The following is a 25028-nucleotide window of genomic DNA, read 5'->3' on the forward strand; positions in this document are numbered from 1 at the left end:
GCCGTGTTCCTGGAAGGTCCTCAGCCACGTATGGCGGGTGGCGGCCCACCGTGCGAAGCCGTACAGGATGGGGGTTTTCCACAGCTTGCGGCCTTGCGTTATCCACAGCCTCAGCCACCTACGGAACCGGATCCAGTTAGGGTGCTGGGATGCGTGTGTTGATTACTGGTGGGGCGGGATATATCGGGAGCACGGTCGCGTCGGCGTGCCTGGATGCCGGGATCGTGCCCGTGATTCTCGACAGTCTGGTGACGGGGCGGCGCGAGTTCGCCGCGGGAAGGGTGTTCTATGAGGGGGATATCAGCGATGGGCCACTGATTGACAAGATATTTGCCGAAAATCCGGATATTTCGGCTGTCGTTCACTGCGCGGCGCTCATCGTGGTGCCGGATTCCGTGGCCGACCCCATCGGCTATTACCGGGCGAACGTCGCCAAGAGCCTCGAGTTCGTCGATCACCTGCTCCGCAACGGCTGCGAACGGATGATTTTCAGCTCCTCCGCGTCCATCTACCGCGCGGGCGACGATCACACGGTCGACGAGGAGTCCGCGCTGGACCCCCAGAGCCCGTACGCGCAGACCAAGGCGGTGTGCGAGGCCATGTTCGCCGACATCGCCGCCGGTCGCCCGATCAGGATCCTCTCCCTGCGTTACTTCAACCCCATCGGCGCCGACCCGAAGATGCGCACCGGCCTGCAGTTGCGCCGCCCCAGCCACGCCCTGGGCAAGATGATCGAGGCGTACGAGGACCGCGTGCCCTTCCAGCTCACCGGCACCGGCTATCCGACGCGAGACGGCACGGGCATCCGCGACTACGTCCACGTCTGGGACCTGGCCACCGCCCATGTGGCGGCTCTGCGCAGGTTCGATGAACTGGCTGCGAATGTGATCAATCTGGGCACCGGCGCGGGCACCACCGTCCGCGAGCTGGCGGAGGCGTTCAACCGCGTCGTCGACCGCCCGATCGAGGTCGTCGAGGCCGCCGCCCGCCCCGGTGACGTGGCCGGCGCCTACACCCGCAGCGACCGGGCCCGCCGCCTGCTGGACTGGCAGGCCGGCCACTCCATCGAGGAGGGCATCCGGCACTCACTCGAATGGGCGGCCCTGCGAGAGTCCCGCCTGGGCTGGACCTGATCGGCCAGCTGCGGGCCGCGGGTCCGCTCACCCTGACCGAACTGGCCGAACACCCGCAGTTGGGCAAGGCCGCACTGGTGTCCTGAAGGCCGAGGCGGCTGAGCGCCTCGGCCGGGATGTCGAGGGCCGGTTGCCTCAGTGGATGAACGCGTCGATGGAGCCCTGCGGGATCTCCGTCGGGGTCTCGGCGTCCTCGCCCAGGTCCGCGACGTCGATCCACAGGTCCTCGGCCGGAGCCTTGATCTTGAGCTTGTAACCCCACCCGATGAAGCGGGTCTCCGTGACGGAGCGGGTCTTGCCGAGGACGCCGAAGTCCATGGTCCAGCCGGACTCGAGCCTGGTCACCAGGCCCTTGGAGTCGACCGCCAGCCGATAGTCGATCTTGATCTTGCCGAACCGGCCGGTGACCTTCTGGCCGTAGATCCTGCCTAGTTCGTTGTAGGTAAGAGAGCCCTGGTACGTGCCGCCCTTGAAGCTCTTGGCCTTCGAGACGACGGCCTTCAGCACCTTCGGGTCGAAAACGTCGATGATCTGGTTCTGGGTGGCGCCCGCCGCCTCACCCGCGTACCGCACCCACTTCTTGTCCTCGGGCAGGTCCTCGCTGTACATCCCGCCCTGCGCGTAGCTGTGGCCGCCGACCGTGATGGTGCGCGGTGGGCTGAGCAGTTCTCCGGACGCCCCCTTGAGCTGGCCCCGGTTCCTGAGGTCGGAGGCGACGATTCCCGACTTGCCGAACTCGAAAGACCCCGTCGTCTTGGTGGTCCCCGTGCTCTTGCCGTCCACGGTGATCCGCGCCGTCTCGGAGAACCGCACCCCGTGCCCAGAGACGAACTGCTTCTTCAGCGCCTTCACCGGATCCGCCGGCGCCGCCTGCGCGGGCGTGGCGGTCACGAGCGCGGCGGCCGTGGCTAACGCCAGGCCCGCGAGAATTCGCTTCATGCGTTTTCCTTTGATTCAAGAGGAGAGGGAGCAGAAGCCTGCCAATTGAAGATCACGGCCGTATATCGGGTGTCGGGGCGTACGATGCCGAATCCATGCATTTTTCGTGCAGAGGCCGTCGTGGAGTAGTGAGATCAGCGTCACATAGCGGGAGAACCCCTGACCCGATGACCTGGGCAGGTCAAGCTTCGGGCTAGGCTTCACTGGCGGAAACGCCCGGCACGCACGGGGTTGCCCGGGCCGTCGAACATCAGTCAACGGAAAGAGGACGGACCCTCGTGGACCTGTTCGAACATCAGGCGAAGGAGCTCTTCGCTGACTACGGCATCCCGGTGCCACGCGGCATCGTCGCCCACACCGTGGAGGAGGTACGGTCGGCCGCCCAGGAGCTGACCGGCCGCGTTGTCGTCAAGGCCCAGGTCAAAACCGGTGGCCGGGGTAAGGCCGGCGGTGTGAAGGTGGCCGACGACGCCGCCGACGCCGTCACGAAGGCCGGCGCCATCCTGGGCATGGACATCAAGGGCCACACGGTCCACAAGGTGCTCGTGGAGGAGGCCAGCGCGATCGCGGAGGAATACTACTTCTCCTTCCTGCTGGACCGCGCGAACCGTACGTTCCTCGCGATCTGCTCCGCCGCGGGCGGCATGGACATCGAAGAGGTCGCTCACACCGCGCCCGAGAAGGTGGCCAAGGTGCCGGTCTCGGCGCTGACCGGCATCGACCGCGCCAAGGCCCGCGAGATCGCGGTGGCCGGCGGCCTGCCGGAGCAGGCGCTCGACGGCGCCGCCGAGCTCATCGAGAAGCTCTGGTGCTGCTTCGTCGATGAGGACGCCACGCTCGTCGAGGTCAACCCCATGATCCTGGCGGCCGACGGCCAGGTGAAGGCCCTCGACGGCAAGGTCACGCTCGACGACAACGCCACGTTCCGCCAGGCCGACCACGAGGCGCTGGCCGACAGGGCGGCCGAGGACCCGCTCGAGGCCAAGGCCAAGGAGAAGGACCTCAACTACGTCAAGCTCGACGGCGACGTCGGCATCATCGGCAACGGCGCGGGCCTGGTGATGTCCACCCTCGACGTGGTGGCCTACGCCGGTGAGGCGCTCCCCGGCAAGCCGTCCCCCGCCAACTTCCTCGACATCGGCGGCGGCGCCTCGGCCGAGGTCATGGCCGCGGGCCTGGAGATCATCCTCTCCGACCCGAGCGTCAAGTCGATCTTCGTGAACGTCTTCGGCGGCATCACCGCCTGCGACGCCGTCGCCAACGGCATCGTCTCGGCGTTCAAGCTGCTGGAGAGCCGCGGCGAGGCCGTGACCCACCCGTTGGTGGTCCGCCTCGACGGCAACAACGCCCTGCTCGGGCGGCAGATCCTGGCCGACGCCGCGCTCCCGCGGGTCGAGCTGGTAGACACGATGGACGACGCGGCCAAGCGGGCCGCGGAGCTCGCTGCGGCAGGTGTGTGACTCATGGCTATCTGGCTGACCGAGAACAGCAAGATCATCGTTCAGGGCATGACCGGCGGAGAGGGCACCAAGCACACCCGCCGCATGCTGGCCTCCGGCGCCCGCGTCGTCGGCGGCGTCAACGCCCGCAAGGCGGGCACCACGCATGAGGGCCTGCCCGTGTTCGGGACGGTCAAGGAGGCCATGGCGCAGACCGGCGCGGACGTGTCGGTCGTGTTCGTGCCCCCGCAGTTCACCAAGGACGCGGTCAAGGAGGCCATCGACGCCGAGATCCCGCTCTGCGTGGTGATCACCGAGGGCGTGCCGGTGCACGACTCGACCGAGTCCTGGGCGTATGCGGTGGCCAAGGGCAACAAGACCCGCATCATCGGCCCCAACTGCCCCGGCATCGCCTCCCCCGGCGCCTCCAACGCGGGCATCATCCCCGCCGACATCACCACCGCCGGGCGCATCGGCCTGGTCTCCAAGTCGGGCACCCTGACCTACCAGCTCATGTACGAGCTGCGGGACTTCGGGTTCTCGACCGCGGTGGGCATCGGTGGCGACCCCGTCATCGGGACCACCCACATCGACGCGCTCCAGGCGTTCCAGGAGGACCCGGGCACCGACGCGATCGTGATGATCGGCGAGATCGGCGGTGACGCCGAGGAGCGGGCCGCCGCGTACATCGAGCAGCACGTCACCAAGCCGGTCGTGGCCTACGTCGCGGGCTTCACCGCGCCTGAGGGCAAGACGATGGGACACGCCGGGGCCATCGTGTCCGGCTCCGCCGGCACCGCCCAGGCGAAGAAGGAGGCCCTGGAGAAGGTCGGCGTCCGCGTCGGCAAGACCCCCTCCGAGACCGCCCGCCTCATGCGCGAAATCATGCAGGCCCGCTGATCACTTCCCCCAGAAAGCCCCGTACGGTTCTCCACCGCACGGGGTTTTCCCATGTCTGGACTGCCCACGAATCACCACGGAGACGGCCCACAGGGCGTCGTAGCGGCGGCGCGCCACTGACCGGGTCAGCAGGCGTCTCCCTGGACAGAGCCCGGCCCCGGTCGGTGGGTGGGGTAACCCCGGCGGAGCGTACAAGATGGGAGAGGGAGAGAGAAGCACAAAGTGGGTAGCAGGCGGCGCGTCAACCAAGCGCTGGTCGGGAAAGCTTGAGAAAATCGCCTACTGTGACGGCGATTCTCGACCAGTTGCGTACTGCCCCCCGGTCTGTGCTCGGCAAGTTGCCCGGGGTTTCGAGCGACGACGACGAGTCGAGGCGGCCGTTGCCCGTTTCCGGGATGCTCGCCGCCGCCCTCACGTTGGGCGTCGGGCTGGCGGCGCTCACCACGCTCACGCTGGTCGGCTGGATCGCCGCGCCGCGCGGCACGCTGGGGGCCGGGCTGCCGGGGGTGTTCCGGACGGCGGCGCAGCTCTGGCTGGCCGCGCACCACGCCGGGTTCGCGATTCCCGGCGGGCGGGTCGGGCTGCTGCCTCTGGGGCTGATGATCCTGCCCGCCATGCTGCTCTACCGGGCCGGGCGATGGATGGCGCGCGACGCCGACCTGCGGCTTCGGCTGCCGGCCCGGTTGCCGAAGAACAGTCCGAAGGAGCAGGCCCAGGCCCGTCGCCGGGCGCAGCTCGTCCTGGTGGTGCAGGCGGGGGTTTCGCTGGCGGCCCCGTACGCGCTGCTCGCGGGGTTGATCGCGCTCGTGGCGAGCAACGAGATCACGCAGCCGTTCATCGGCGAGGCGCTGCTCAGCCACTTCGTGCTGGCGTTCCTGGCGGGGGCGCTGGCCACGGCGCGGACGATCGGGCCGTGGCGGGCCATGTTGCGGCTGCTGCCCGAGCGGGTGCGCGCCCTCACCGTGGGCACGGCGGTCGCCACGGCGGTGCTGCTCGTGGCCGGGCTGGTGCTGGTGCTGGTCGCCGTCGTGCTGAACTTCGGGCAGGTCAGCGAGTTGTCCGGGGTGCTTTCGCCCGGGTTCGTGGGCGGGGTGCTGCTGCTGTTGCTGCAGCTCCTCTACCTGCTGAACGCCGTCGTTTGGGCCTCCTCCTACATCGCCGGGCCCGGGTTCGCCATCGGCGCCGACACCCTGGTCGCGCCCACGGGAGTGCAGCTCGGCACGGTGCCGAGCCTGCCGCTGCTAGGGGCGTTGCCGGAGAGCGGGCCGGTGCCGGCGTGGATGATGGCGGTGATCGCGCTGCCGTTCGCGGCGGGGGCCGTGGCCGGGGTGATGGTGGCCAGGATCTCGCCTTCGCCGTCGTACGAGGCGGCGCCGCTGTGGGGGTTCCTCACCGGGGTCTCCGCCGGGGGCGTGGCGGGGCTGCTGGCGGCGTTGTCCGGCGGGCCCATCGGCGGCGGGCGGCTGTCGGCGATCGGGCCGTCGCCTTGGGAGGTGGCGTTGTCGGTGGCGCTCGAAGTCGGGGTGGCCGCGGGCATCTCCGCCGGCGTGGCCAACCTGCTGCTGCTCAACAAGCGCGCCCGCGCGCCGCTCGACAAGGCCGCCGCTCCCGTACGCAAGGCGGGGGCCGCGATCGCCAAGGCGGCGAGCAAGGTGGGGCTAGCGGAGTCCGACCCGCGCCCGCTGCCCGGCCACTGGATGGACGCCACCGAGGCCGACACCCAGGAGATCCCGGTCATCAGGGACGACTGGCAGGACGAGCACGCCTCGGCGGAGGCGGAGACGCTGGCCCAGGCCCGCTCGCGCCCGCCCGAGCCCGAGCCGGCGGCTCGCCCGCCGCGCAAGGACATCGTGGACGAGTCGGACGACCGGGGCGGCCACGTCATCTACGTCGACCCTTACGCCTGGGATCGCGACTAGAGCCCTCGACCGGCTATGGCTGCATGGCTCCCAGCAGCTCCAGCACGTCCGCCGGGAGCTTGCGCTGGGCCGCGTCCCTGAACTGGGTGAAGCACTCGCCCTGCGCCGAGACCGTGCCGGCGCCCTTCATGCACTCCTGGTAGGCCGAGTATTCGTCCATCAGGTAGAGCTGCATCCCCGTGGCCATGGCGGACAGCACCAGCGCGATCGAGGAGATGGTGATGCCGCCCGCGGCCACGCCCGTGGGCCGGCCCGCGGCCTTCAGCAGCGGGAGCGCCCGGATCCCGGCCATCAACGCGAACAGCGCCATGACCAGGCCGGCGAGCGGCAACATGAACGTCATGGCCAGCGCTGCGATGGACAACCAGATCGCTCGGCGGCCCGCTGAGTCAGCGGGTTGCTGGCCTGCCGGTGCCTGCACCGGTGTCGACACCTGACCTCCTCTGCGTCGCCGGACGAGGAACAGATACGCTGGCAGCCCCACCCTGTTTCCTCTTTGGAGAGTGTGCGTGTCTAAGGCTGGGCGGCTCGTCGTCCTCGTCTCCGGCTCTGGAACCAACCTACAGTCCCTGCTGGACGCTTCTGCCGACCCGTCGTACGGGGCTCGCGTGGTAGCGGTCGGCGCCGACAGGGAGGGCATCGAAGGGCTGGCCAGGGCGGCGAAGGCAGAAGTCCCGACATTTGTCGAAAAATTGGGCGATCATGCGACGCGGGCCGACTGGGATCTCGCGATCGCGGCCAAGATCGCATCGTACGAGCCCGACCTGGTCGTGTCGGCGGGCTTCATGAAAATTTTGGGCGCGCCGACGCTGGACGCCTTTCCCGTGCTCAACACCCATCCGGCGCTGCTGCCGTCGTTCCCCGGCGCCCATGGCGTGCGGGACGCGCTGGCCCACGGGGTCAAGGTGACCGGCTGCACGGTGATGCTGGCCGACGCGGGGATCGACACCGGGCCGATCATCGCGCAGGAGGCGGTGCCCGTGCTTCCGGATGACGACGAGGCCGCGCTGCACGAGCGCATCAAGACCGTCGAGCGCCGCCTGCTCGTCGACATCGTCGGCCGGATGGCTCGCGAGGGCTGGACGGTCAGCGGACGTACCGTTCGCATCGGCAACCAATCAGGAGGGGAATCCACGTGACTCGCATCGCCATCCGGCGCGCGTTGATCGCCGTTTACGACAAGTCCGGGCTCGAGGAGCTGGCCAGGGCCCTCGACGGCGCCGGGGTGGAGATCGTCTCGACCGGCGGCACGGCGGCCGCGATCTCGTCGTACGGGATCCCGGTGACGAAGGTCGAGCAGCTGACCGGGTTCCCGGAGTGCCTGGACGGGCGGGTCAAGACGTTGCACCCGCGCGTACACGCCGGGCTGCTGGCCGACGTCACCAAGCCGCACCACGTGGCCCAGCTGGAGGAGCTGGAGATCGACCCGTTCCAGCTGGTGGTCGTCAACCTCTATCCGTTCCAGGAGACAGTGGCCTCGGGCGCGTCCGACGAGGAGTGCGTCGAGCAGATCGACATCGGCGGTCCCGCCATGATCCGGGGCGCCGCGAAGAACCACAACACCTGCGCCGTCGTGGTCGACCCCGGCTTCTACGGCGACGTGCTCAACGCCCTGGCCGAGGACGGTTTCACGCTGACCGAGCGCCGGCGGCTGGCGGGCATCGCGTACGCCCACACGGCCTCGTACGACGTGGCCGTGGCGAACTGGTTCGCAGGCGCGTACGGGAACGAGGAGGAGTTCCCTTCGTTCACGGGTGCCGCATACCAGCGCAAGGCGACCCTGCGCTACGGCGAGAACCCGCACCAGGGTGCCGCGCTCTACACCGGCGGCCCGGGCGGTCTGGCCAACGCCGAGCAGCTGCACGGCAAGGAGATGTCCTACAACAACTACCTCGACTCCGACGCCGCCTGGCGGGCCACCTGGGACTTCGCCGACCCCTGCGTGGCGATCATCAAACACCAGAACCCGTGCGGCATCGCGATCGGCTCCGACGTGGCCGACGCGCACCGCAAGGCGCACGCCTGCGACCCCGTGTCGGCGTATGGGGGCGTGATCGCGGTCAACCGCGCGGTGACGGTGGAGCTGGCCAGGCAGATCGCGGACGTGTTCACCGAGGTGGTCGTCGCCCCCGCCTACGACGCGGCGGCGCTGGAGGTGTTGCGGGCCAAGAAGAGCCTGCGCCTGCTGCTGTGCCCGGAGCGGCCGGAGCAGCCGACGGAGTTCCGCAAGATCGACGGTGGTCTCCTGGTGCAGTCGGTCGACCGGGTGGACGCGCCCGGCGACGCTCCCTCGCAGTGGGAGCTCAAGACCGGCGCGCCCGCCTCGCCGGAGGTGCTGGCCGACCTGGAGTTCGCCTGGCGCGCCTGCCGTTCGGTCAAGTCCAACGCCATCCTCCTGGCCAGCGGCGGGGCGACCGTGGGCGTGGGCATGGGCCAGGTGAACAGGGTCGACTCGTGCCGCCTGGCGGTCACCAGAGCAGGCGAGCGCGCGACCGGCTCGGTCGCGGCCTCCGACGCGTTCTTCCCGTTCCCCGACGGCCCGCAGGTGCTGATCGAGGCAGGGGTACGCGCGATCGTGGAGCCCGGCGGCTCCATCCGCGACCAGGAGGTCATCGAGGCGGCCGAGAAGGCGGGCATCACCCTCTACTTCACCGGCACTCGCCACTTCTTCCACTGATCACCCCTAAAGGGCGACATGACCGATCATGTCGCCCTTTGCCCTTTTCAGGGGCAAGCACCTCCCGGGTGCGGTTAACCTAATGGTTTCCCCTGTCCCGTTTGTCCACCCGGGAGTTCCCCTTGCTCGACCCGCTCCTGCAGGCCTTCGTGACCATGAACGGCTTCGCCACCAGCCCCTTCGTCCTCCTGGTGCTCGCCTTCATCGGCGCCTATCTCGGCAGCCGCGTCGTGGAGATCATCCCGTTCACCCGCCGGATCATCGAGCGCCGCGAGACCCAGGCCGCCGAACGCGAGTAGCACCAGCCCGTCCCCCGATGCTCACGGAGCCACTAGAGGGCCGGGGGCGTGTGGTGCCAGGCTAAGCGGGCTGCTCCTGCCAGGGCCGCGTGCACGCCCAGGGTGCTCTGGTGCACTCGTACCGCCCGGACGAACGCCAGTCCTGCCACGTCGTCGAGCATGCGCTCCAGCGGGTCGAACAGCACCTTTCCCGCCGCCGACACGCCGCCGCCGATGACCACCGTGGTGATCTCGACCGCCGCCGCCGTGGAGGCGATCATCCCGGCCAGTGCCCGGGCGCCGCGTTCGAAGGCCGCCACCGCGACCGGATCACCCGCCGCCGCATCCCTGGCGAGCGCTCGCGCGTCCGCCTTCTCCTCCGATCGGCCGGCGGCAGGTGACCAGCCGTTGTCGAGGGCCCAGCGGGCGAGGTTCGGGCCGCTCGAATAGCGTTCCACGCAGCCACGGCCGCCGCATTCGCAGCGTTCGCCGTAGGGGTCGATGCTCATGTGCCCGACATGCCCGGCATTTCCGGTGGGGCCGAGCAACGGGGCGCCGTCCATTACCAGGCCGCCGCCGATGCCGGTGGACACGACGATTCCGAGCAGCGACGTGCTGCCGCGCCCCGCCCCCAGCCAGTGCTCTCCGAGCGCGAAGCACTGCGCGTCGCCCGCGAGCACGGTGGGTAGCCCGGTCAGCTTCCGAACCTCTTCACGGAGCGGGAAACCGCGCCAGCTGGGCATGTTCACCGGGCTCACGGTTCCGGCGGCGAGATCGAGCGGCCCGGCGCAACCGATCCCGACGGCCTGCGGTCGCGGGCCGCCCTCGGTCACCTCCGCGATGAGGGCCGCCAAGGCGGACATGACATCCGTACGCGGCGTGGGCCGGGTCGCGGAACGTAAGACGGAACCCGCCTCGTCCACCAGCGCGGCGGCGAGCTTGGTTCCTCCGATATCAATGGCAAGTACGCAGGTCATCAGTGTTTGTGGTGGTTGTCGGGCCGGCGGGGATCGCCAGGGTGCTCTAGGCCGGGGACGAGTTGTACTCTCTCGCCGAGATCCACCTTCGCGGTGGCGGACAGGCCGAACCAGGTGTTGGCCGGGTTGTCGAGTGTCCATGGATGCTCGGCCGTGTCGACATCGGGAAGTGCGAAGCCGCGGCCCACCACGGCACCCGACACGTCGGACACCGGCAGCGCGCCCTCGACTCGGCGGACAACAAGCGAGAAGGCAAGGAGACCTCCGGGAGGATGTTGCTGGCGCCCGTAACACTAAGCCCTTCCAAGATCAATGACAACGATGTCAGCGATCGCCTGTGGATAACCGAGGGCCGACTGCCTGGTGTCTGTGGATAACCAGTGGGCTGCCTCGTGAACGCTGGTGGTGGCGGTAGCACTGGTCGAGGGGAGGCATGGAAGGATTGAGGCATGAGCGCAGTGAAACTCGATGGCAAGGCCACCGCCGCCAAGATCAAGTCAGACCTCACGATCCGGGTGGCCGCGCTCAAGGAACGCGGCATCGTACCCGGCCTGGGCACCGTGCTCGTGGGTGACGACCCCGGCAGCCAGATCTACGTCGCGGGCAAGCACCGTGACTGCGCCGAGGTGGGCATCGCCTCCATCCGCGTCGACCTCCCGGCGACCGCCGCCCAGGCCGACGTCGAAGCGGCCATCGACGAGCTCAACGCCTCACCCGCGTGCACCGGCTACATCGTCCAGCTCCCGCTGCCCAAGCACCTCGACACGATGGCCCTGCTCGAACGCATGGACCCGGCCAAGGACGCCGACGGCCTGCACCCGGTCAACCTCGGCCGCCTCGTCCACATGGTCGACGCGCCGCTCCCGTGCACCCCGCACGGCATCGTGCTTCTTCTGCAGGAGTACGGCGTGCCGATCAAGGGCGCGGAGGTGACCGTGGTCGGCCGCGGCATCACGGTGGGCCGCTCGCTGGGCCTCCTGCTGACCCGCCGCAGCGAGAACGCCACCGTGACCCTCTGCCACACCGGCACCCAGGACCTGGCCGCCCACGTACGCAGGGCGGACATCGTGGTGGCGGCGGCCGGCGTGCCCGAGCTGATCACGCGCGACATGATCAAGCCCGGCGCGGCCGTGCTCGACGTGGGCGTCTCCCGGGTGGAGGGCAAGATCGCCGGAGATGTGTCGCTGAACGTGGCGGAGGTCGCGGGGTTCCTCACGCCCAACCCGGGCGGCGTCGGCCCCATGACCCGCGCCCTGCTCCTGTCCAACGTCGTGGAGGCCGCGGAACGCCGCTCGTGATCCCAGGATTCAGAACGGGTACGCGGCGATGTCCCCCTGCATGGTGACCCACTGTGTCTCCGTGAAGGCGTCGATGTTCGCCCCCGTGCCGCCGAACCGCGCACCCGTCCCCGAGGCACCCACCCCGCCGAACGGCGCCACCGCCTCGTCGTCCACGGTCTGGTCGTTGATGTGCACGATGCCCGTCGGCACCAGGTCGGCCAGCGCCAGCCCCTTCATCACGTCGCGGGTGAGGATGCCCAGCGACAGGCCGTACTCGGAGTCCGCGGCCAGCGCCGCGGCCTCCTCCAGCGTGGCGAACGTCGTCACCGGCGCCACCGGCCCGAACACCTCCTCCGCGTACGCGGGCGCGGCGGCGGACACCCCCGCCAGCACCGTCGGCCGGTAGAACAACCGGTCGTACGTCCCGCCCGCGGCGAGCCTGGCCCCGGCCGCCACGCTCTCGGTGACGAGCCGGTGCACCCGGTCGCGCTGCCGGGCGTCGATGAGCGGGCCGAGCGCGACCTGCCCGGTGGCCGGATCGCCGACCGGCAGGCCGGTGGCCTTGGCGGCGAGGCGTTCCACGTACTCCTCCGCGACAGCTTCGTGCACGAGGTGTCGGCCGGAGGTCATGCAGATCTGCCCCTGGTGGAAGAACGACGCCCACGCGCCCGCGGACACGGCCGGTTCGAGGTCGGCGTCGTCGAACACGACCAGCGCCGAGTTCCCGCCCAGCTCCAGGTGCACCCGCTTGAGCAGGCGCGCCGCCGCCTCGCCGACCTTGCGCCCGGCCGCGGTGGAGCCGGTGAACGAGATCACCGGGATGTTCGGGTCGGCCACCAGGGCCTGGCCCGCCTCCGGGCCGCCGGGCAACACGTGCAGGAGGCCGCTCGGCAACCCGGCCTCCTCGAAGACCCGCGCGATCGAGAACCCGCCGCAGACGGCGGTGCGCTGGTCCGGCTTGAACACGACCGCGTTCCCCAGCGCGAGCGCCGGAGCGACCGACCTGATGCCCAGGATCAGCGGGAAGTTGAACGGCGCGATCACCCCCACCACCCCGGCGGGCACCCGCCGCGCGAAGCTGAGGCGCTTGCGAGCGGTCGGCAGCACCTCGCCGAGCGGCTGCGAGGCCAGCGCCGCCGCCTCGTAGCACTCCTGCGCCGCCACGTGCGTCTCGAACCCCGCCTTGCCCGGCACGCCCCCGGACTCGCGCACGATCCAGTCCTGGATCTCCTGCGCGTGCTCCTCGAAGAGCCGCCCGGCCCGCCGCAGCAGCGCCGCTCTTTCCTCGTACGGGGTCGCCGCCCACGCCCGCTGCTCTTTCCGCGCCCGTACGGCGGCGGCCGCCACGTCGTGGGCGCCGGCGGTGCCCGCGCGGCCGAGTTCGGTGCCGGTGGCGGGCTCGACGACCGGCGCGTCCCCGGCCTGCGAGGCCGTCCATCCGCCGTCGAAGATCGAGCCGGTCCAGATCTTGGGGTCAAGGAACGTCATGGTGAGCCTCCTCAGGGCTGGAAATCCGGGTTCACGGTCACGGTCACGTCGAGCAGCAGGGGTTCCTCGCGGGCGGCCAGCGCGGGCGCCTCGTGCCCGTACCGCCTGAGCACGTCGAACGCGGCGTCCCTGACCGTACTCACCGCGCCGCCCCCCTGGCCCGCTGGATCTGCCGGTAGACGTGCCCCCGCAACTCCCCGAACCGGGGCAGCGACCGCGTGGTCAGCTGATCACGTTCGGGAGGCAGATCGATCTTCAGATCCTCCATGATCACAGTAGGGGAGGAGGACAACACGATCACTCGCTGCCCCAGATAGACGGCCTCGTCGATGTCGTGGGTCACGAACAGCGTGGTCACGCCGAGGTCCCGCCACAACCGCAGGATCAGGTCCTCCAGGTCAGCCCTGGTCTGCGCGTCCACGGCGGCGAACGGCTCGTCCATCAGCAACACCTGCGGCTCGTACGCCACCGCCCTGGCGATCGCCACCCGCTGCTGCATACCTCCGGAGAGCTGCCACGGATGGGCCTCGGCGGCGTCGCTGAGCCCGACGGCGGACAGCGAGTCCGTGACCAGCTCCCGCCGCCGCCCGGCAGGCACCCGCTTCTCCTTCAACGGCAGCTCGACGTTCTGCCGCACGGTCATCCAGGGGAACAGGCTGCGGCCGTACTCCTGGAACACCACGGCCATGCGCGGCGGCGGCCCGGTGACGGGCACCCCGGCCACCCGCACCTCGCCCCCGCTGACCGGCAGCAGCCCGGCGACGCACCGCAACAAGGTGGTCTTGCCGCAGCCGGACGGCCCGACCACGCACACCAGCTCGCCGGCGCCCACGCCGAAGGTGATCGAGCGCAGCGCCTCGACCTTGCGTCCCGGGCTCTCGTAGACCTTGTGCAACGAGGAGATCTCAAGCACGGGCGGCTCCACTCCCGTAGTACCAGGACAACACCCGCCGCTCCAGGCGGCGGAAGAGGACGGACAACCCCAGGCCGAGCAGTCCGAGCAGGAGGATCCCGCTCCACATCTCGGCGATCTGGAACTGCCGCTGGAACAACACGATCGTGAACCCCAGCCCGCTGGAGCTGGCGAACATCTCGCTGATGACCATGAGGATGATCCCGATGGACAGCGCCTGCCGCAGCCCCGTCATGATCTGCGGGCTGGCGCCGCGCAACACGAACCGCCGCATCCTGGAGGCACCGCGTACGCCGTACATGCGGCAGGTGTCGGCGAGGACCTCGTCCAGCGCCCGTACGCCCTCCACGGTGTTGAGCAGGATCGGCCACACGCAGCCGGAGACGATGACCAGCACCTTCATGGGCGTGTCGATCCCGGCCAGCAACATGATCAGCGGCACCAGCACGGGCGGCGGGATGGCCCTGAAGAACTCCAGCACCGGCTCCAGCGTGGCCCGCAGCCGCCGCGACAACCCGATCGGCACCCCGAGCCCCACGCCCACCAGCCCCGCCACCACATAGCCGGCCAGCAGCCGCGCGACGCTCGGCAGCACGTCGTCGACCACCCGCTCGGAGAACCAGGTCTCGGCGAACGCGCGGCCCACCGGCCCGGGACCCGGCAGGTAGAACGAGCTCCCGCTGACCGCCCACCAGCCCAGCACCAGCAGCACCGGCAGGGCCAGGAACTTGACGACTCTCATGCGGCCACCTCCGCACGCACGGCCGGATGCCAGGCCAGCACCCTGCGTTCGAGCAGCCGGACGGCCGCGTTCACCCCGATGCCGACCAGCCCGGCCAGCACGATCAGCGCGTACACGGCCGGCACGGCCCCGCTGCTCTGCGCCACCTGAATCTCGGCCCCCAGCCCAGGGCTCCCGATCACCAGCTCGGCCGTCACCGCCAGGATGAACGCCACCGCCGCCGCCAGCCTGAGCCCGGTCATGACGTACGGCAGCGCGGTCGGCCACACCAGGTGCCTGACCCGCGACCAGGCCGACAACCCGTACGACCTGGCGGTGTCGAAGGCCACCGAATCCACGGCCGCGACCCCGTACAGGACCTGGATGAGGACCTGCCAGAACGACGCGTACACCACCAGCAGGAGCGTCGACCCGATCGACGGCCCGAACAGCAGCGTCGCCAGCGGCACCAGCGCGACCGAGGGGATCGGTCGGAGGAACTCGATGGTGGAGTTCGTCAGCGCGCGCAGGCCCGGCACGATCCCGATGACCACCCCGGTCCCGACCGCCGCACAGAACGCCAGCGCCAGCCCGAGCGCCCAGCCGCGCATGGTCTCGCCTAGCGCGATCCACAACTCCGGCGTGCCGAGTTGCCCGGCCAGCGTGCCGAGGATCAGCGAGGCGGGCGGCAGGAACCGCTCGTCGACCAGCCCGAGCCGTGGCACGGCTTCCATGAGCGCCAGCAGCCCGCCCAGCCCGGCGAGACCGTATCCCAGTCCGGTACGGGTCACGGCACCAGCGCCGAGACGTCGACCTTCTCCTTGAGGATCCCGTCGGCCAGCGCCAGATCGGCGACGGTCTGCACGGACGCCTTGTTCACCTCGACCGGCCACTTCGGCAGGTAGATCTTCGCGATCACCTCCGGAGCGATCTTGGTGTACGTCTTCAGCACCTCCCTGACCTCGTCGGGATGCGCGTCGGCGTACTCCAGCGACTTGCGCATCGCCGCCGTGAACCGCCTGGTCAGGTCGGCGTCGGTCTTGCCGGTGGTGAAGTACATGGCGACGGTCAGGTCGGGGGCGGCGTCGGCGAAGTTCCAGGCCACGGGGCGCGCTCCCTGGCTGATGGCCTGGCTGACGAACGGCTCGACCACCCAGATGGCGTCCACCTGGCCGCTCTGCAGCGCGGCGGGCGCGTCGGGGAAGGCCAGCTCCACGAACTCGATGCCGGTCGGGTCACCCCCGGCATTGCGTACGGAGGCGCGTACGGTCGTGTCGCCGATGTTCTTGAGCTGGTTGACCGAGATCTTCTTGCCCGCCAGGTCCTTGGCCGTCTTGATCGGGCTGTCCGGTTTGACCAGCACCGCACTGAAGTCCTTGCCCTGCTCGCCGGTCGAGGAGACGCCGTTGGCGACGACCTTCACGTCGAGCCCCTGCTGTTTGGCGGTCAGCAGGGAGGTCGTGTTGGCGAAGGCGAACTGGAACTGCCCGCTCACCGCGCCCGAGATGCTGGCCGCGCCGCCCGCGACGGGGGTGATCGTGAGATCGATGTTCTGCTCGTCGAAGAAGCCCTTGGCCTTGCCGAGGTGGATCGGAGCGGTGTCGACGATCGCGATCACACCGGCGTTGACCTTCGCTTTCCCTTGGGCCTGGCCGGGCGCAGAGGGTTGCGTCCCGCCGCAGGCCGTCACGAGTAAAGCGGCGAGGAGAATGAGAGCGCGACGCACGGCTACTCCTAGTTGTTCGCTATGCGCACATGTATTCTCTGACCGAACAACCCCGTATCGCGGAACTTACGCCTTTGGCCGCTCCTGTCAAGGGGATCACCATGGTCGATCATGTGCAGTCGCTGGCCCGCGGGCTCGCGGTGATCCGGGCGTTCAGCGCCACGGAGCCCGAGCTGACGCTCAGCCAGGTGGCCCGCGCGACCGGGCTCAGCAGGGCGGCGGCCAGGCGCTTCCTGATCACGCTCGCCGACCTCGGATATGTGCGGAGCGACGGGCGGCTGTTCGCGCTCACGCCGCGGGTGCTGGAGCTCGGGTACGCCTACCTGTCCAGCCTGTCGTTGCCCGAGGTCGCCGATCCGCACCTTGAACGGCTGGCGGCCGAGGTGCACGAGTCGGCCTCGGTCGCGGTGCTCGACGGCGAGGACGTCGTCTACGTGGCCCGGGTGGCGACGGCCCGGATCATGCGGGTGACGATCAGCATCGGGACCCGCTTCCCGGCCTACTGCACGTCCATGGGCCGGGTGCTGCTGGCCGCCCTCTCACCGGACCGGCTGGAGGCGTACCTGGAACGGGCCGAGCTGCGGCGGCTCACGTCCCGGACGATCGTGTTGCCCGCGGCGTTGCGCGCCGAGCTGGACCAGGTGCGCCATCGCGGGTGGGCGATGGTGGACCAGGAGCTGGAGGAGGGCCTGCGCTCGATCGCCGCGCCGATCCGCGACCGCACGGGCCGGACCGTCGCGGCGGTGAACGTCTCGACCCACGCCAGCCGCACGACCCTGCAGGCGGCCGGCCGCGACCTCCTGCCGCCACTGCTGGCCACGGCCACCAAGATCGAGGCCGACCTGGCCTCCCTCTCGGTCGCCCGCGCCTAGCGCCTGCGGTAGCGGTCCGTCGCGTCCCGCGTGGCGCGGAGGGCGGCGTCGGCCCGGTCGTACGTCCGCTGCGCCAGCCCCACGAAGATGCAGTCCACGATCAGCAACTGGCTGATCCGGCTGGCCAGCGCCCCGGGCCGGAACGCCGTCTCGCGTCCCGCCGACACCAGCGTGTGATCCGCCAGGTCGGCCAGCGAAGAGCGCGGATTATTAGTGATTCCTACGATCAGCGCCCCTGCCTCGGCTGCGGTCCGCGCGGGCACCAGCACGTCCGGCGTCTCCCCACCACAACTGATCGCCACCGCCACGTCCCCTTCCCTGAGCAGCGCCGCGCTGGTCAGGGCGAGGTGGGCGTCGCTGAACGGATGGCTGGACAACCCGATCCGCAACAACTTCTGCGACATGTCTGCGGCGACCAGCCCGGAGGCCGCCACCCCGTACACGTCCACCCGCCGCGCAACCGCGATGGCCTTCACCACCTCCTCCAACCGGTCGGGGTCGAGTTGCGCCGCGGTGTCCGCCAGCGCCTCCGACTCCGCCCGCGCCACCTTGGCGATCACGTCGGTCAGCGGGTCGTCGGGCCCGAGGTCGCCGGGCACCAGGCGTTCCGGCTCCTTGGCCACCGCCGCGGCCAGCGCGAAGCGCATCTGCGAGTACCCGGCGAAGCCGAGCGCGCGGGCGGTCCGTACGATCGTCGCCTCGCTCGTCCCCGACACCCCGCTGAACTCGGTGATCGTGCTCCGCACGACCAGCCCGGGGTCGGCCAGGATGATGCGCGCGATGGCCTGCGCCGCCGGGGTGAGCGACGGCAACACGGCACGTACCGCGGCGACCGGGTTCGCAGGCTCGGTGGTCACCTCGTCAGCCATTCGGCCGCCGCCTGCGCGGACACGCGGGAGATCCCGTGGGTGGCGACATGAGCCGCACCGGAGGGCGCGGCGGGGATGCCGGTGTCGACCACGATCACGTCGGGACGGGTCGCCACGACCCCGGCCACGGCCTCGCGCACCCACGCGTGCCGGGCGGCGTCGTGCACCACCAGCACCACAGGGCGGTGGTCGAGCTCCGGCAGCTCACCCTCCGGCTCCAGTTGCACCCTGGCCGTGTCCGGGAACAGCGCGGTGAGGGCCGCCGTGATGCCGGTCGGCGTGGCGGACTCCACGGCCTTGTTGAAGCGGGTGTTGACCTCGACCACGAGCGGGGCGCGGTCCAGCGTGGCGGTTCCGGCCGTGGTCAGCGCCGCCCTGGCCGCCTCCAGGCCGACGCCCTCGTCGAGGTCGGCGCGGGCCTTCTCGCGCAGCGCGGACTGGGCGGCGTACCACTCGGACAGGGCGCGCACCCGCGCGGCCGCCTCCGCGAGCCGCTCCTCGGGCAGCACCCCGGAACGCACCGCCGCCACGATCGCGTCGCGGATCTCGCGCACGGTCTCCTCGGCGCACACCCCCACGCAGATGGCGTCGGCACCCGCGTTCAGCGCGCGCACCGCGATCTCGCCGGGGGCGAACATGGCGGCCACCGCCCGCATCTCGATCGCGTCGGTGACGAGCATCCCGTCGAAGCCGAGCTCGCCCCTCAAAAGCTCGGTCATCACGGTACGGCTCAGCGTCGCCGGCAGTTCCGGATCAAGAGCGGGGATGAGCAGGTGACCGGACATGATGGCGCGCACCCCGGCGCCGATCGCGGCCCGGAACGGGGGCAGGTCGCGCTCGACGAGCACATCGCGGGAGACGTGTACGGTCGGCAGCGCCAGATGCGAGTCGGTGACCGTGTCGCCGTGCCCGGGGAAGTGCTTGGCACAGGCCGCGACCCCCGCCCCCTGCACCCCGTTGACGTAGGCGACGGTGTGGCGGGCGACGAGATCGGGGGCCGGGCCGAACGAGCGCACGCCGATCACCGGGTTGGCCGGGTTGGAGTTCACGTCGGCGGAGGGCGCGTAGTTCAGCGTGATGTCCAGGTCCGCGAGCATCCGGCCGATCTGTCGGCCGACCCGCCGCGTGAGATCCACGTCGTCGGCCACGCCCAGCGCCCGGTTGCCGGGAAAGGAGCTGCCGGCGAGGACTTCCAGCCGGGTGACGGTCCCGCCCTCCTCGTCGATCGCGATGACCGTGCCCGGGTTCTCGGCCCGGAGCGACCGTACGAGCCGCTCGTCAATGGCGTTGCGGGCGAACAGCACGACACCGCCCAGGCCCTCGCCCAGAGCCCTGCGCAGCCAGTCGGGAACGGACGTCCCCTCGTAGCCAGGGTGCAGTACTGTCATCGCCTGCCTGTACAGGTCACCGGTCATTCGGCATTTTCCTTCACGGTTGTTGATCTGAAGGTAATTTTCTGTCATCGTCGCCCTCGACACAACCACTTCCGGGAGGCCACCCCCCATGCCCACCAGAAGGACTCTCCTGAAGGGTCTCGCCCTCGCCGCCGCCGCGTCCGCCGTCCCGCTGCCGGCCTACGCCGACACCACGGTCCCGCCGCTGCGCCAGATGCGTGGCATGTGGATCGCTTCCGTGGTCAACATCAACTGGCCGTCCAAGCCGGGTTTATCGGCCGACCAGCAGCAGGCCGAGTACCTCGCCTGGCTGGACGTGGCTGAGCAGCGCAAGCTCAACTCGGTGTTCGTGCAGATCAGGCCGACGGCGGACGCGTTCTGGCCGTCACCGTTCGAGCCCTGGTCGCAATATCTGACCGGCACCCAGGGGCAGGACCCCGGCTACGACCCGCTCGGGTTCGCCGTGGCGGAGACGCACAAGCGGGGCCTGGCCTTCCACGCGTGGTTCAACCCGTACCGCGTCTCGATGCAGGCCGACCCGGCCAAGCTGCACCCCGACCACCCCGGGCGCAAGCACCCCGACTGGATCCTGCCGTTCGGCGGCAAGCTCTACTACAACCCGGGCCTGCCGGAGGTCCGGAAGTTCTGCCAGGACGCGATGATGGACGCCGTCACCCGCTACGACATCGACGGCCTGCACTTCGACGACTACTTCTACCCGACGAACACCACGGCCTTCGACGACAGCGCCGCCTTCGCCGAATACGGCGCCGGCTTCCCCGACCTGGCCTCCTGGCGGCGCGACAACGTCGACCTCATGGTCCAGGAGATGCAGCAGCGAGTCCTGGCCGCCAAGCCGGGCATCGCGTGGGGCATCAGTCCCTCGGGCATCTGGCGCAACAAGGGCACCGACCCGCTGGGCTCCGACACCAACGGCGGCCAGTCGTACGACAACCTGCACGCCGACACCCGCGGCTGGGTCAAGAAGGGCTGGCTGGACTACATCGCGCCGCAGCTCTACTGGTACATCGGGCAACCGCCGGCCGACTACTCCAAGCTCGTGCCCTGGTGGTCGGACGTCGCCAGCGGTACGAACACGTCGTTGTGGATCGGGCAGGCCGCGTACAAGGCGGGCGACCCGGCGCAGGCGGCGGAGTGGCAGGTCCCCGCCGAGTTGTCCCGGCACCTGACGCTCAACAGGGACCACCCCGAGATCGGCGGCGACATCTGGTACAACGCCAACGACGTCAAGGTCGACCGGATCGGCTCCATCTCGACCGCCGTGAACGAGCACTACCAGCGGCCCGCGCTCGCGCCGGTGCTGCCCAGGCTGGCGAACGGTGAGCCGCCGCGGCGGCCTGTGCTGGCGTACGCGCTGCGCCGCTCCGGCGGGGTCGAGGTGCGGGCGGTGGCCACCGGCAGGGACGAGCCGTTCCTGTTCGCGATCTTCCGGTTCGACCGGAACGCGTCCTCCGGGGCGTTCGCCGACGCGCGCCACCTCGTCGCGGTCGTGCCCGGCGACCGGCAGGTCCGCTGGACGGACCCCGACGGCAAGCGCGGCGACCACTATTACGTGGTGGCGGTGGACCGGGCCAACAGGACCAGCAAGCCGAGCAACGGGTTCCGGGTGATCTGACCCCGGAGAGTTCGGATCCGGGCATGCTGCGCTCGCGCGCGTCGCCGGCCGGTTCCTGACCGGCGACGAGCCCGGTGAGTCGCCTTACGGGCGCTCACCGCCGCTCGTGGCCGTGCCCATGGCACGGTGATGTTCAGGTTCCGACGCTGCCGGAACCCCTCGCCGAAGCCCCGGTCGCGATCCAGTCCCTAGGAAGCCCTTCGCCCGGCTGCCGACGGCTGCTCGGCCGAGGTGGCTGCCGATGACCGCTGTGGTGGCACCACGGGGGTCGGGCGTACCAGACCGAGCGCGACGACCTCGTTGGCCAGGCGCGTGCGCCGGTTGGTGCCCTCGGGAATCCTGAACTTCTGGTAGAGCCGCAGCAGATGTTGCTTGACCGCGGCCTCCGTCACGACCAGGTCGTCGGCGATCTCGCGTGCGGTCGCCGGAGCGACGAACGCCTCGTCCGACAGCGCCGGCCTGCAGAGCGAGGTCAGCACGTCGACCTCGCGCCTGGTCAGCTCGGGCGCGGCCGCCCTGCGCAACTCGACCTCGGGGGTGAAGTCCTCACGGGGGACTCCACCGATGCGACCCCGCGCCGCGCCGAAGGAGACGACGTCGCCGTCGTCGAGAACCCTCCGGGCGATCGGCCTGCCGTTCACCCGTGTGCCGTTCCTGGACAGGCCCAGGTCCACGACATACAGGTAGGGTCCTCGTCTGACGAACTCGGCATGGAGTCGAGACACACTGGGATCGGTGAGCCGGATGTCTACACCTCGGCCCCTTCCGACCGTCGTGATCTCGGGGCGCAACGGGACGACCTCGCCACTGTCCTCGATGCGTATGAACGGCCCCTCCACGGCAGTTCCTCCCCAGGTAGCCCGCCGTAACTATTACTACAGCTCCGGCTTACCCAAACGAGGGGATGCGGAATCGCCTTTGCCGAAAGGAGAATCCGACGTGAAATTGGTCTGGACCTCTGCGGACGGTTTTACCTGCTCACGGGTAGACTTCGGACGAAGATAAGCGGAGGAAACACTCATGGCGGACAAGCCAACGAAAGGTCTGGCCGATGTCGTGGCGGCGTCCACAGCGCTGAGCGACATTGACGGAAAGGCCGGTCGGCTCTTCTACCGTGGATACGACATCCACGATCTGGCCGGCCGCGCGACGTTCGAGGAGACCGCACACCTGCTCCAGCGCGGCAAGCTACCCAACCGCTCCGAACTGGAGGCCTTCGGCGCCGAGTTGGCGCAGGCCAGGGAGCTCGGCGGTCTGGTGTCCGCGAACATCGCCGAAATCGCCGAGAAACAGAAACCCATGGAGGCGCTTCGCTCGCTGGTCTCGCTGTCAGGCGCCGACGACCCGGACAAGGACTCCATCGCCCCTGACGCAAACCTGCGCAAGGCCGCCCGGCTGACCGCGCAGCAGCCCCTGCTGGTCGCCCGCTACCACGCCGCCCGCACCGGGCGCAGCGCCCCCGAGCCCGATCCCTCGCTGAGCATCGCCGCGAACTTCCTGCTCCAGGTCACCGGGCGCACTCCCGCCCCGCGCGAGGTCGAGATCTTCGACGAGTGCCTGGTGTTGCACGCCGACCACACCATGAACGCCTCCACGTTCGCCGCCCGCGTCTGCGCCGCGACCCTGTCCGACATGCACTCCGCCATCGTCGCCGCCATCGGCACCCTCAAGGGCCCGCTGCACGGCGGGGCGAACGAGCAGGTCATGAAGACGCTGGAGTCGCTGTCTCCCGGTAGCGTGGCCCAGGCCGTACGCGACAAGCTCGCGGCCCACGAGAAGATCATGGGGTTCGGCCACCGCGTCTACAAGACCGAGGACCCGCGCGCCACGCACCTGCGCAGGATGTCCGCCGAGCTGGCCGAGTCCACCGGCGACGACTCCTACTACCGGATGTCCAGGGAGATGGAGGAGGTCGTCCTCGAGACGAAGGGCCTCTATCCGAACGTCGACTTCTTCGCCGCATCGGTCTATCACTATCTCGGCATTCCGACCGACCTGTTCACGCCGGTATTCTCAATCAGCCGCATGTCGGGCTGGACCGCTCACGTCATCGAGCAGCATGCCGACAACCGGCTGATCAGGCCTGACAGTGAGTACATCGGTGAGACCGACCAGAAGTGGAAGCCGATCGACGAGCGATGAGCCTGGGCCGGGGAGAGCGAGGCACGATGCCAACGCAGGCCCGTAGCGAATGCGACCATAGGCGCGCGCATTGAGCCAAGGGACCGAACGCGAGAGCTGGGGACCGTACCCGCTGATCCTGGTGGGTGCGGTCGTCGGCGTGCTCGTGACCTTCTTCGTGAACCCGCGCTGGGGCGGGTTCGCGCTGGGCGCCGTCATCATGATCGCCGCCGCGTTGCGCTTCGCCGGGTACGACGGGCAGTTGTCCGTACGGAGCAGGAAGAGCGACGTCATCACGTTGTCCGTGTTCGGATTCGTGCTGGTCCTGACCTCGCTGCTGCTCTACAACAACGAGCTCAAGGCGCTGATCCTGTCCCTTTTGGCCCGTTGACCGGACGGTCCGATAGCCTCAACGCATCGATTCATTGAAGGGGAACCATTCGCATGCCCAAGATCAAGGTGGAGGGTCCCGTCGTCGAGCTTGACGGCGACGAGATGACCCGGATCATCTGGAAGTTCATCAAGGACCAGCTGATCCTTCCCTACCTCGACGTCGACCTGAAGTACTACGACCTCGGCATCGAGCACCGCGACGCCACGGACGACCAGGTCACCATCGACGCCGCCAACGCCATCAAGAAGTACGGCGTCGGTGTGAAATGCGCCACCATCACCCCGGACGAGGCGCGGGTCGAGGAGTTCGGTCTCAAGAAGATGTGGAAGTCCCCCAACGGGACCATCCGCAACATCCTCGGCGGCGTCATCTTCCGCGAGCCGATCATCATGTCGAACGTGCCGCGCCTCGTCCCGGGCTGGACCAAGCCGATCGTCGTCGGCCGTCACGCCTTCGGCGACCAATACCGCGCCACCGACCTGCGGATCCCCGGCGAGGGCACGCTGACCCTGACGTTCACGCCGAAGGACGGCTCCGAGCCGATCGAGCTCGACGTGTACGACTTCCCCGGCAGCGGCATCGCGATGGCGATGTACAACCTGGACGAGTCGATCCGCGACTTCGCCCGCGCGTCGATGCGCTACGGCCTGGACCGCAACTACCCCGTCTACCTCTCCACGAAGAACACCATCCTCAAGGCCTACGACGGCCGCTTCAAGGACATCTTCGCCGAGGTCTTCGAGACGGAGTTCAAGGCCGACTTCGAGAAGGCCGGGCTCACGTACGAGCACCGCCTGATCGACGACATGGTCGCCGCGGCGATGAAGTGGGAGGGCGGCTACGTCTGGGCCGCGAAGAACTACGACGGCGACGTGCAGTCCGACACCGTCGCCCAGGGCTTCGGCTCGCTCGGCCTGATGACCTCGGTCCTGATGACCCCCGACGGCCGGACCGTCGAGGCCGAGGCCGCGCACGGCACCGTGACCCGCCACTACCGCGAGCACCAGAAGGGCAACCCCACCTCCACCAACCCGATCGCCTCGATCTTCGCGTGGACGCGTGGCCTGGCCCATCGCGGCAAGCTCGACAACACCCCCGCCGTGACCGACTTCGCGAACAAGCTGGAGCAGGTCTGCGTCGAGACCGTCGAGGGCGGCCAGATGACCAAGGACCTGGCGCTCCTGGTCGGCGGCGACGCCAAGTGGCTCACGACCCAGGACTTCCTGGCCGCGCTGGACGAGAATCTCAAGAAGAAGATGGCTTGAGCGTTCCCGCTGGGAGGGCCGCCCGCGGGCGGCCCTTTCGCATTTCCCAGACCATCTCTTGACGGTAGGGCGGCGTGGCGCAGTTGA

At 69.6% G+C, this 25028-nt stretch carries 26 protein-coding genes; 13 read left to right on the top strand and 13 right to left on the bottom strand.

The genetic code is table 11. The annotated features are described in order from the left end of the window. Window positions 1-149 precede the first annotated feature (149 nt). A complete protein-coding gene (gene galE / locus ACFLIM_RS28790; RefSeq protein WP_393170676.1) occupies window positions 150-1133 on the top strand; it encodes a UDP-glucose 4-epimerase GalE in 984 nt (327 codons plus the stop codon). 135 nt (window positions 1134-1268) lie between these two features. Here galE and ACFLIM_RS28795 read toward each other — a convergent pair whose 3' ends face one another. Then, on the bottom strand, window positions 1269-2072 hold the full coding sequence (locus ACFLIM_RS28795; RefSeq protein WP_393170678.1) for a hypothetical protein: 804 nt from the start codon (window positions 2070-2072) through the stop codon (window positions 1269-1271). Between the two features lie 278 nt (window positions 2073-2350). Between ACFLIM_RS28795 and sucC the strand changes: the two genes are divergently transcribed. The 3 genes from sucC (at window position 2351) to ACFLIM_RS28810 (ending at window position 6330) form a co-directional block, all read left to right on the top strand. Beyond that, a complete protein-coding gene (gene sucC / locus ACFLIM_RS28800; RefSeq protein ID WP_393170680.1) occupies window positions 2351-3532 on the top strand; it encodes an ADP-forming succinate--CoA ligase subunit beta in 1182 nt (393 codons plus the stop codon). Window positions 3533-3535: 3 nt separating this feature from the next. After that, window positions 3536-4411, top strand: a complete 876-nt coding sequence (sucD, locus tag ACFLIM_RS28805) for a succinate--CoA ligase subunit alpha (RefSeq protein WP_393170682.1) — start codon at window positions 3536-3538, stop codon at window positions 4409-4411. A 284-nt stretch (window positions 4412-4695) separates the two neighbouring features. Next, a complete protein-coding gene (locus ACFLIM_RS28810; protein WP_393170684.1) occupies window positions 4696-6330 on the top strand; it encodes a cell division protein PerM in 1635 nt (544 codons plus the stop codon). A 13-nt stretch (window positions 6331-6343) separates the two neighbouring features. Here ACFLIM_RS28810 and ACFLIM_RS28815 read toward each other — a convergent pair whose 3' ends face one another. Then, window positions 6344-6763 carry a hypothetical protein gene (locus ACFLIM_RS28815; protein ID WP_393170686.1) on the bottom strand — a complete coding sequence of 140 codons (420 nt, stop codon included), beginning with the start codon at window positions 6761-6763 and terminating at the stop codon, window positions 6344-6346. Between the two features lie 76 nt (window positions 6764-6839). On the opposite strand from ACFLIM_RS28815, the gene purN reads away from it, so the two are divergent. From purN to ACFLIM_RS28830, 3 genes are all read left to right on the top strand, one after another. After that, the gene (gene purN, locus ACFLIM_RS28820; RefSeq protein ID WP_393170688.1) at window positions 6840-7469 is read left to right on the top strand and encodes a phosphoribosylglycinamide formyltransferase; all 630 of its coding nucleotides are present in this window, start codon (window positions 6840-6842) and stop codon (window positions 7467-7469) included. Next, window positions 7466-9007: a bifunctional phosphoribosylaminoimidazolecarboxamide formyltransferase/IMP cyclohydrolase gene (gene purH / locus ACFLIM_RS28825; RefSeq protein ID WP_393170690.1), complete on the top strand. Its 1542-nt coding sequence runs from the start codon at window positions 7466-7468 to the stop codon at window positions 9005-9007. The genes purN and purH overlap by 4 nt, the downstream gene beginning before the upstream one ends. Window positions 9008-9129: 122 nt before the next feature. Then, window positions 9130-9306: a hypothetical protein gene (locus tag ACFLIM_RS28830; RefSeq protein ID WP_393170692.1), complete on the top strand. Its 177-nt coding sequence runs from the start codon at window positions 9130-9132 to the stop codon at window positions 9304-9306. 32 nt (window positions 9307-9338) lie between these two features. On the opposite strand, the gene ACFLIM_RS28835 is transcribed toward ACFLIM_RS28830, so the two are convergent. Together ACFLIM_RS28835 and ACFLIM_RS28840 are read right to left on the bottom strand one after the other, a co-directional pair. After that, the gene (locus ACFLIM_RS28835; RefSeq protein WP_393170693.1) at window positions 9339-10262 is read right to left on the bottom strand and encodes an ROK family protein; all 924 of its coding nucleotides are present in this window, start codon (window positions 10260-10262) and stop codon (window positions 9339-9341) included. Next, a complete protein-coding gene (locus tag ACFLIM_RS28840; protein WP_393170696.1) occupies window positions 10262-10474 on the bottom strand; it encodes a hypothetical protein in 213 nt (70 codons plus the stop codon). The genes ACFLIM_RS28835 and ACFLIM_RS28840 overlap by 1 nt, the downstream gene beginning before the upstream one ends. A 237-nt stretch (window positions 10475-10711) precedes the next feature. Between ACFLIM_RS28840 and ACFLIM_RS28845 the strand changes: the two genes are divergently transcribed. Then, the gene (locus ACFLIM_RS28845; RefSeq protein WP_393170698.1) at window positions 10712-11560 is read left to right on the top strand and encodes a bifunctional methylenetetrahydrofolate dehydrogenase/methenyltetrahydrofolate cyclohydrolase; all 849 of its coding nucleotides are present in this window, start codon (window positions 10712-10714) and stop codon (window positions 11558-11560) included. A 9-nt stretch (window positions 11561-11569) separates the two neighbouring features. Here ACFLIM_RS28845 and ACFLIM_RS28850 read toward each other — a convergent pair whose 3' ends face one another. From ACFLIM_RS28850 to ACFLIM_RS28875, 6 genes are read right to left on the bottom strand one after another with little or no spacing between them, the layout of a single operon-like run. Next, window positions 11570-13030: a benzaldehyde dehydrogenase gene (locus tag ACFLIM_RS28850; RefSeq protein WP_393170700.1), complete on the bottom strand. Its 1461-nt coding sequence runs from the start codon at window positions 13028-13030 to the stop codon at window positions 11570-11572. A gap of 11 nt (window positions 13031-13041) precedes the next feature. Further along, window positions 13042-13173: a hypothetical protein gene (locus tag ACFLIM_RS28855; protein WP_393170702.1), complete on the bottom strand. Its 132-nt coding sequence runs from the start codon at window positions 13171-13173 to the stop codon at window positions 13042-13044. Continuing rightward, on the bottom strand, window positions 13170-13943 hold the full coding sequence (locus tag ACFLIM_RS28860) for an ABC transporter ATP-binding protein (RefSeq protein ID WP_393170704.1): 774 nt from the start codon (window positions 13941-13943) through the stop codon (window positions 13170-13172). The genes ACFLIM_RS28855 and ACFLIM_RS28860 overlap by 4 nt, the downstream gene beginning before the upstream one ends. Then, window positions 13936-14685 (bottom strand): ABC transporter permease, encoded by a 750-nt coding sequence (locus ACFLIM_RS28865; protein ID WP_393170706.1) that lies wholly within the window; start codon window positions 14683-14685, stop codon window positions 13936-13938. Before ACFLIM_RS28865 ends, ACFLIM_RS28860 begins: the two co-directional genes overlap by 8 nt. Then, complete coding sequence (locus ACFLIM_RS28870; RefSeq protein WP_393170708.1) at window positions 14682-15455, bottom strand: ABC transporter permease; 774 nt, start codon at window positions 15453-15455, stop codon at window positions 14682-14684. The genes ACFLIM_RS28865 and ACFLIM_RS28870 overlap by 4 nt, the downstream gene beginning before the upstream one ends. Continuing rightward, the gene (locus ACFLIM_RS28875) at window positions 15452-16390 is read right to left on the bottom strand and encodes an ABC transporter substrate-binding protein (protein ID WP_393170710.1); all 939 of its coding nucleotides are present in this window, start codon (window positions 16388-16390) and stop codon (window positions 15452-15454) included. The genes ACFLIM_RS28870 and ACFLIM_RS28875 overlap by 4 nt, the downstream gene beginning before the upstream one ends. Window positions 16391-16491: 101 nt before the next feature. Between ACFLIM_RS28875 and ACFLIM_RS28880 the strand changes: the two genes are divergently transcribed. Further along, window positions 16492-17262, top strand: coding sequence for an IclR family transcriptional regulator domain-containing protein (locus ACFLIM_RS28880; protein ID WP_393170712.1), 771 nt, complete (start codon window positions 16492-16494; stop codon window positions 17260-17262). On the opposite strand, the gene ACFLIM_RS28885 is transcribed toward ACFLIM_RS28880, so the two are convergent. Beyond that, window positions 17259-18131, bottom strand: coding sequence for a MurR/RpiR family transcriptional regulator (locus ACFLIM_RS28885; protein ID WP_393170714.1), 873 nt, complete (start codon window positions 18129-18131; stop codon window positions 17259-17261). The two genes, ACFLIM_RS28880 and ACFLIM_RS28885, sit on opposite strands and share 4 nt — an antisense overlap. Continuing rightward, window positions 18116-19519, bottom strand: a complete 1404-nt coding sequence (locus ACFLIM_RS28890; protein ID WP_393170716.1) for a glycoside hydrolase family 3 protein — start codon at window positions 19517-19519, stop codon at window positions 18116-18118. Before ACFLIM_RS28890 ends, ACFLIM_RS28885 begins: the two co-directional genes overlap by 16 nt. A 115-nt stretch (window positions 19520-19634) precedes the next feature. On the opposite strand from ACFLIM_RS28890, the gene ACFLIM_RS28895 reads away from it, so the two are divergent. Further along, a complete protein-coding gene (locus ACFLIM_RS28895) occupies window positions 19635-21161 on the top strand; it encodes a glycoside hydrolase family 10 protein (RefSeq protein WP_393170718.1) in 1527 nt (508 codons plus the stop codon). 188 nt (window positions 21162-21349) lie between these two features. Here the strand turns inward: ACFLIM_RS28895 and ACFLIM_RS28900 are convergent, their stop codons facing one another. After that, window positions 21350-22000, bottom strand: coding sequence for an FHA domain-containing protein (locus ACFLIM_RS28900; protein ID WP_393170720.1), 651 nt, complete (start codon window positions 21998-22000; stop codon window positions 21350-21352). 181 nt (window positions 22001-22181) lie between these two features. Here ACFLIM_RS28900 and ACFLIM_RS28905 point away from each other — a divergent pair, with 181 nt between their 5' ends. The 3 genes from ACFLIM_RS28905 (at window position 22182) to ACFLIM_RS28915 (ending at window position 24941) form a co-directional block, all read left to right on the top strand. After that, a complete protein-coding gene (locus tag ACFLIM_RS28905) occupies window positions 22182-23303 on the top strand; it encodes a citrate/2-methylcitrate synthase (protein WP_393170722.1) in 1122 nt (373 codons plus the stop codon). Window positions 23304-23373: 70 nt separating this feature from the next. Beyond that, window positions 23374-23673 carry a DUF3017 domain-containing protein gene (locus ACFLIM_RS28910; RefSeq protein WP_393170724.1) on the top strand — a complete coding sequence of 100 codons (300 nt, stop codon included), beginning with the start codon at window positions 23374-23376 and terminating at the stop codon, window positions 23671-23673. A 53-nt stretch (window positions 23674-23726) separates the two neighbouring features. Beyond that, entirely contained in the window at window positions 23727-24941 is a 1215-nt protein-coding gene (locus ACFLIM_RS28915; RefSeq protein ID WP_393170726.1) for an NADP-dependent isocitrate dehydrogenase, read from the top strand. The last annotated feature ends 87 nt before the right edge of the window (window positions 24942-25028 follow it).

Source organism: Nonomuraea marmarensis (genome assembly GCF_043197025.1).
Classification (GTDB): Bacteria; Actinomycetota; Actinomycetes; order Streptosporangiales; family Streptosporangiaceae; genus Nonomuraea; species Nonomuraea marmarensis.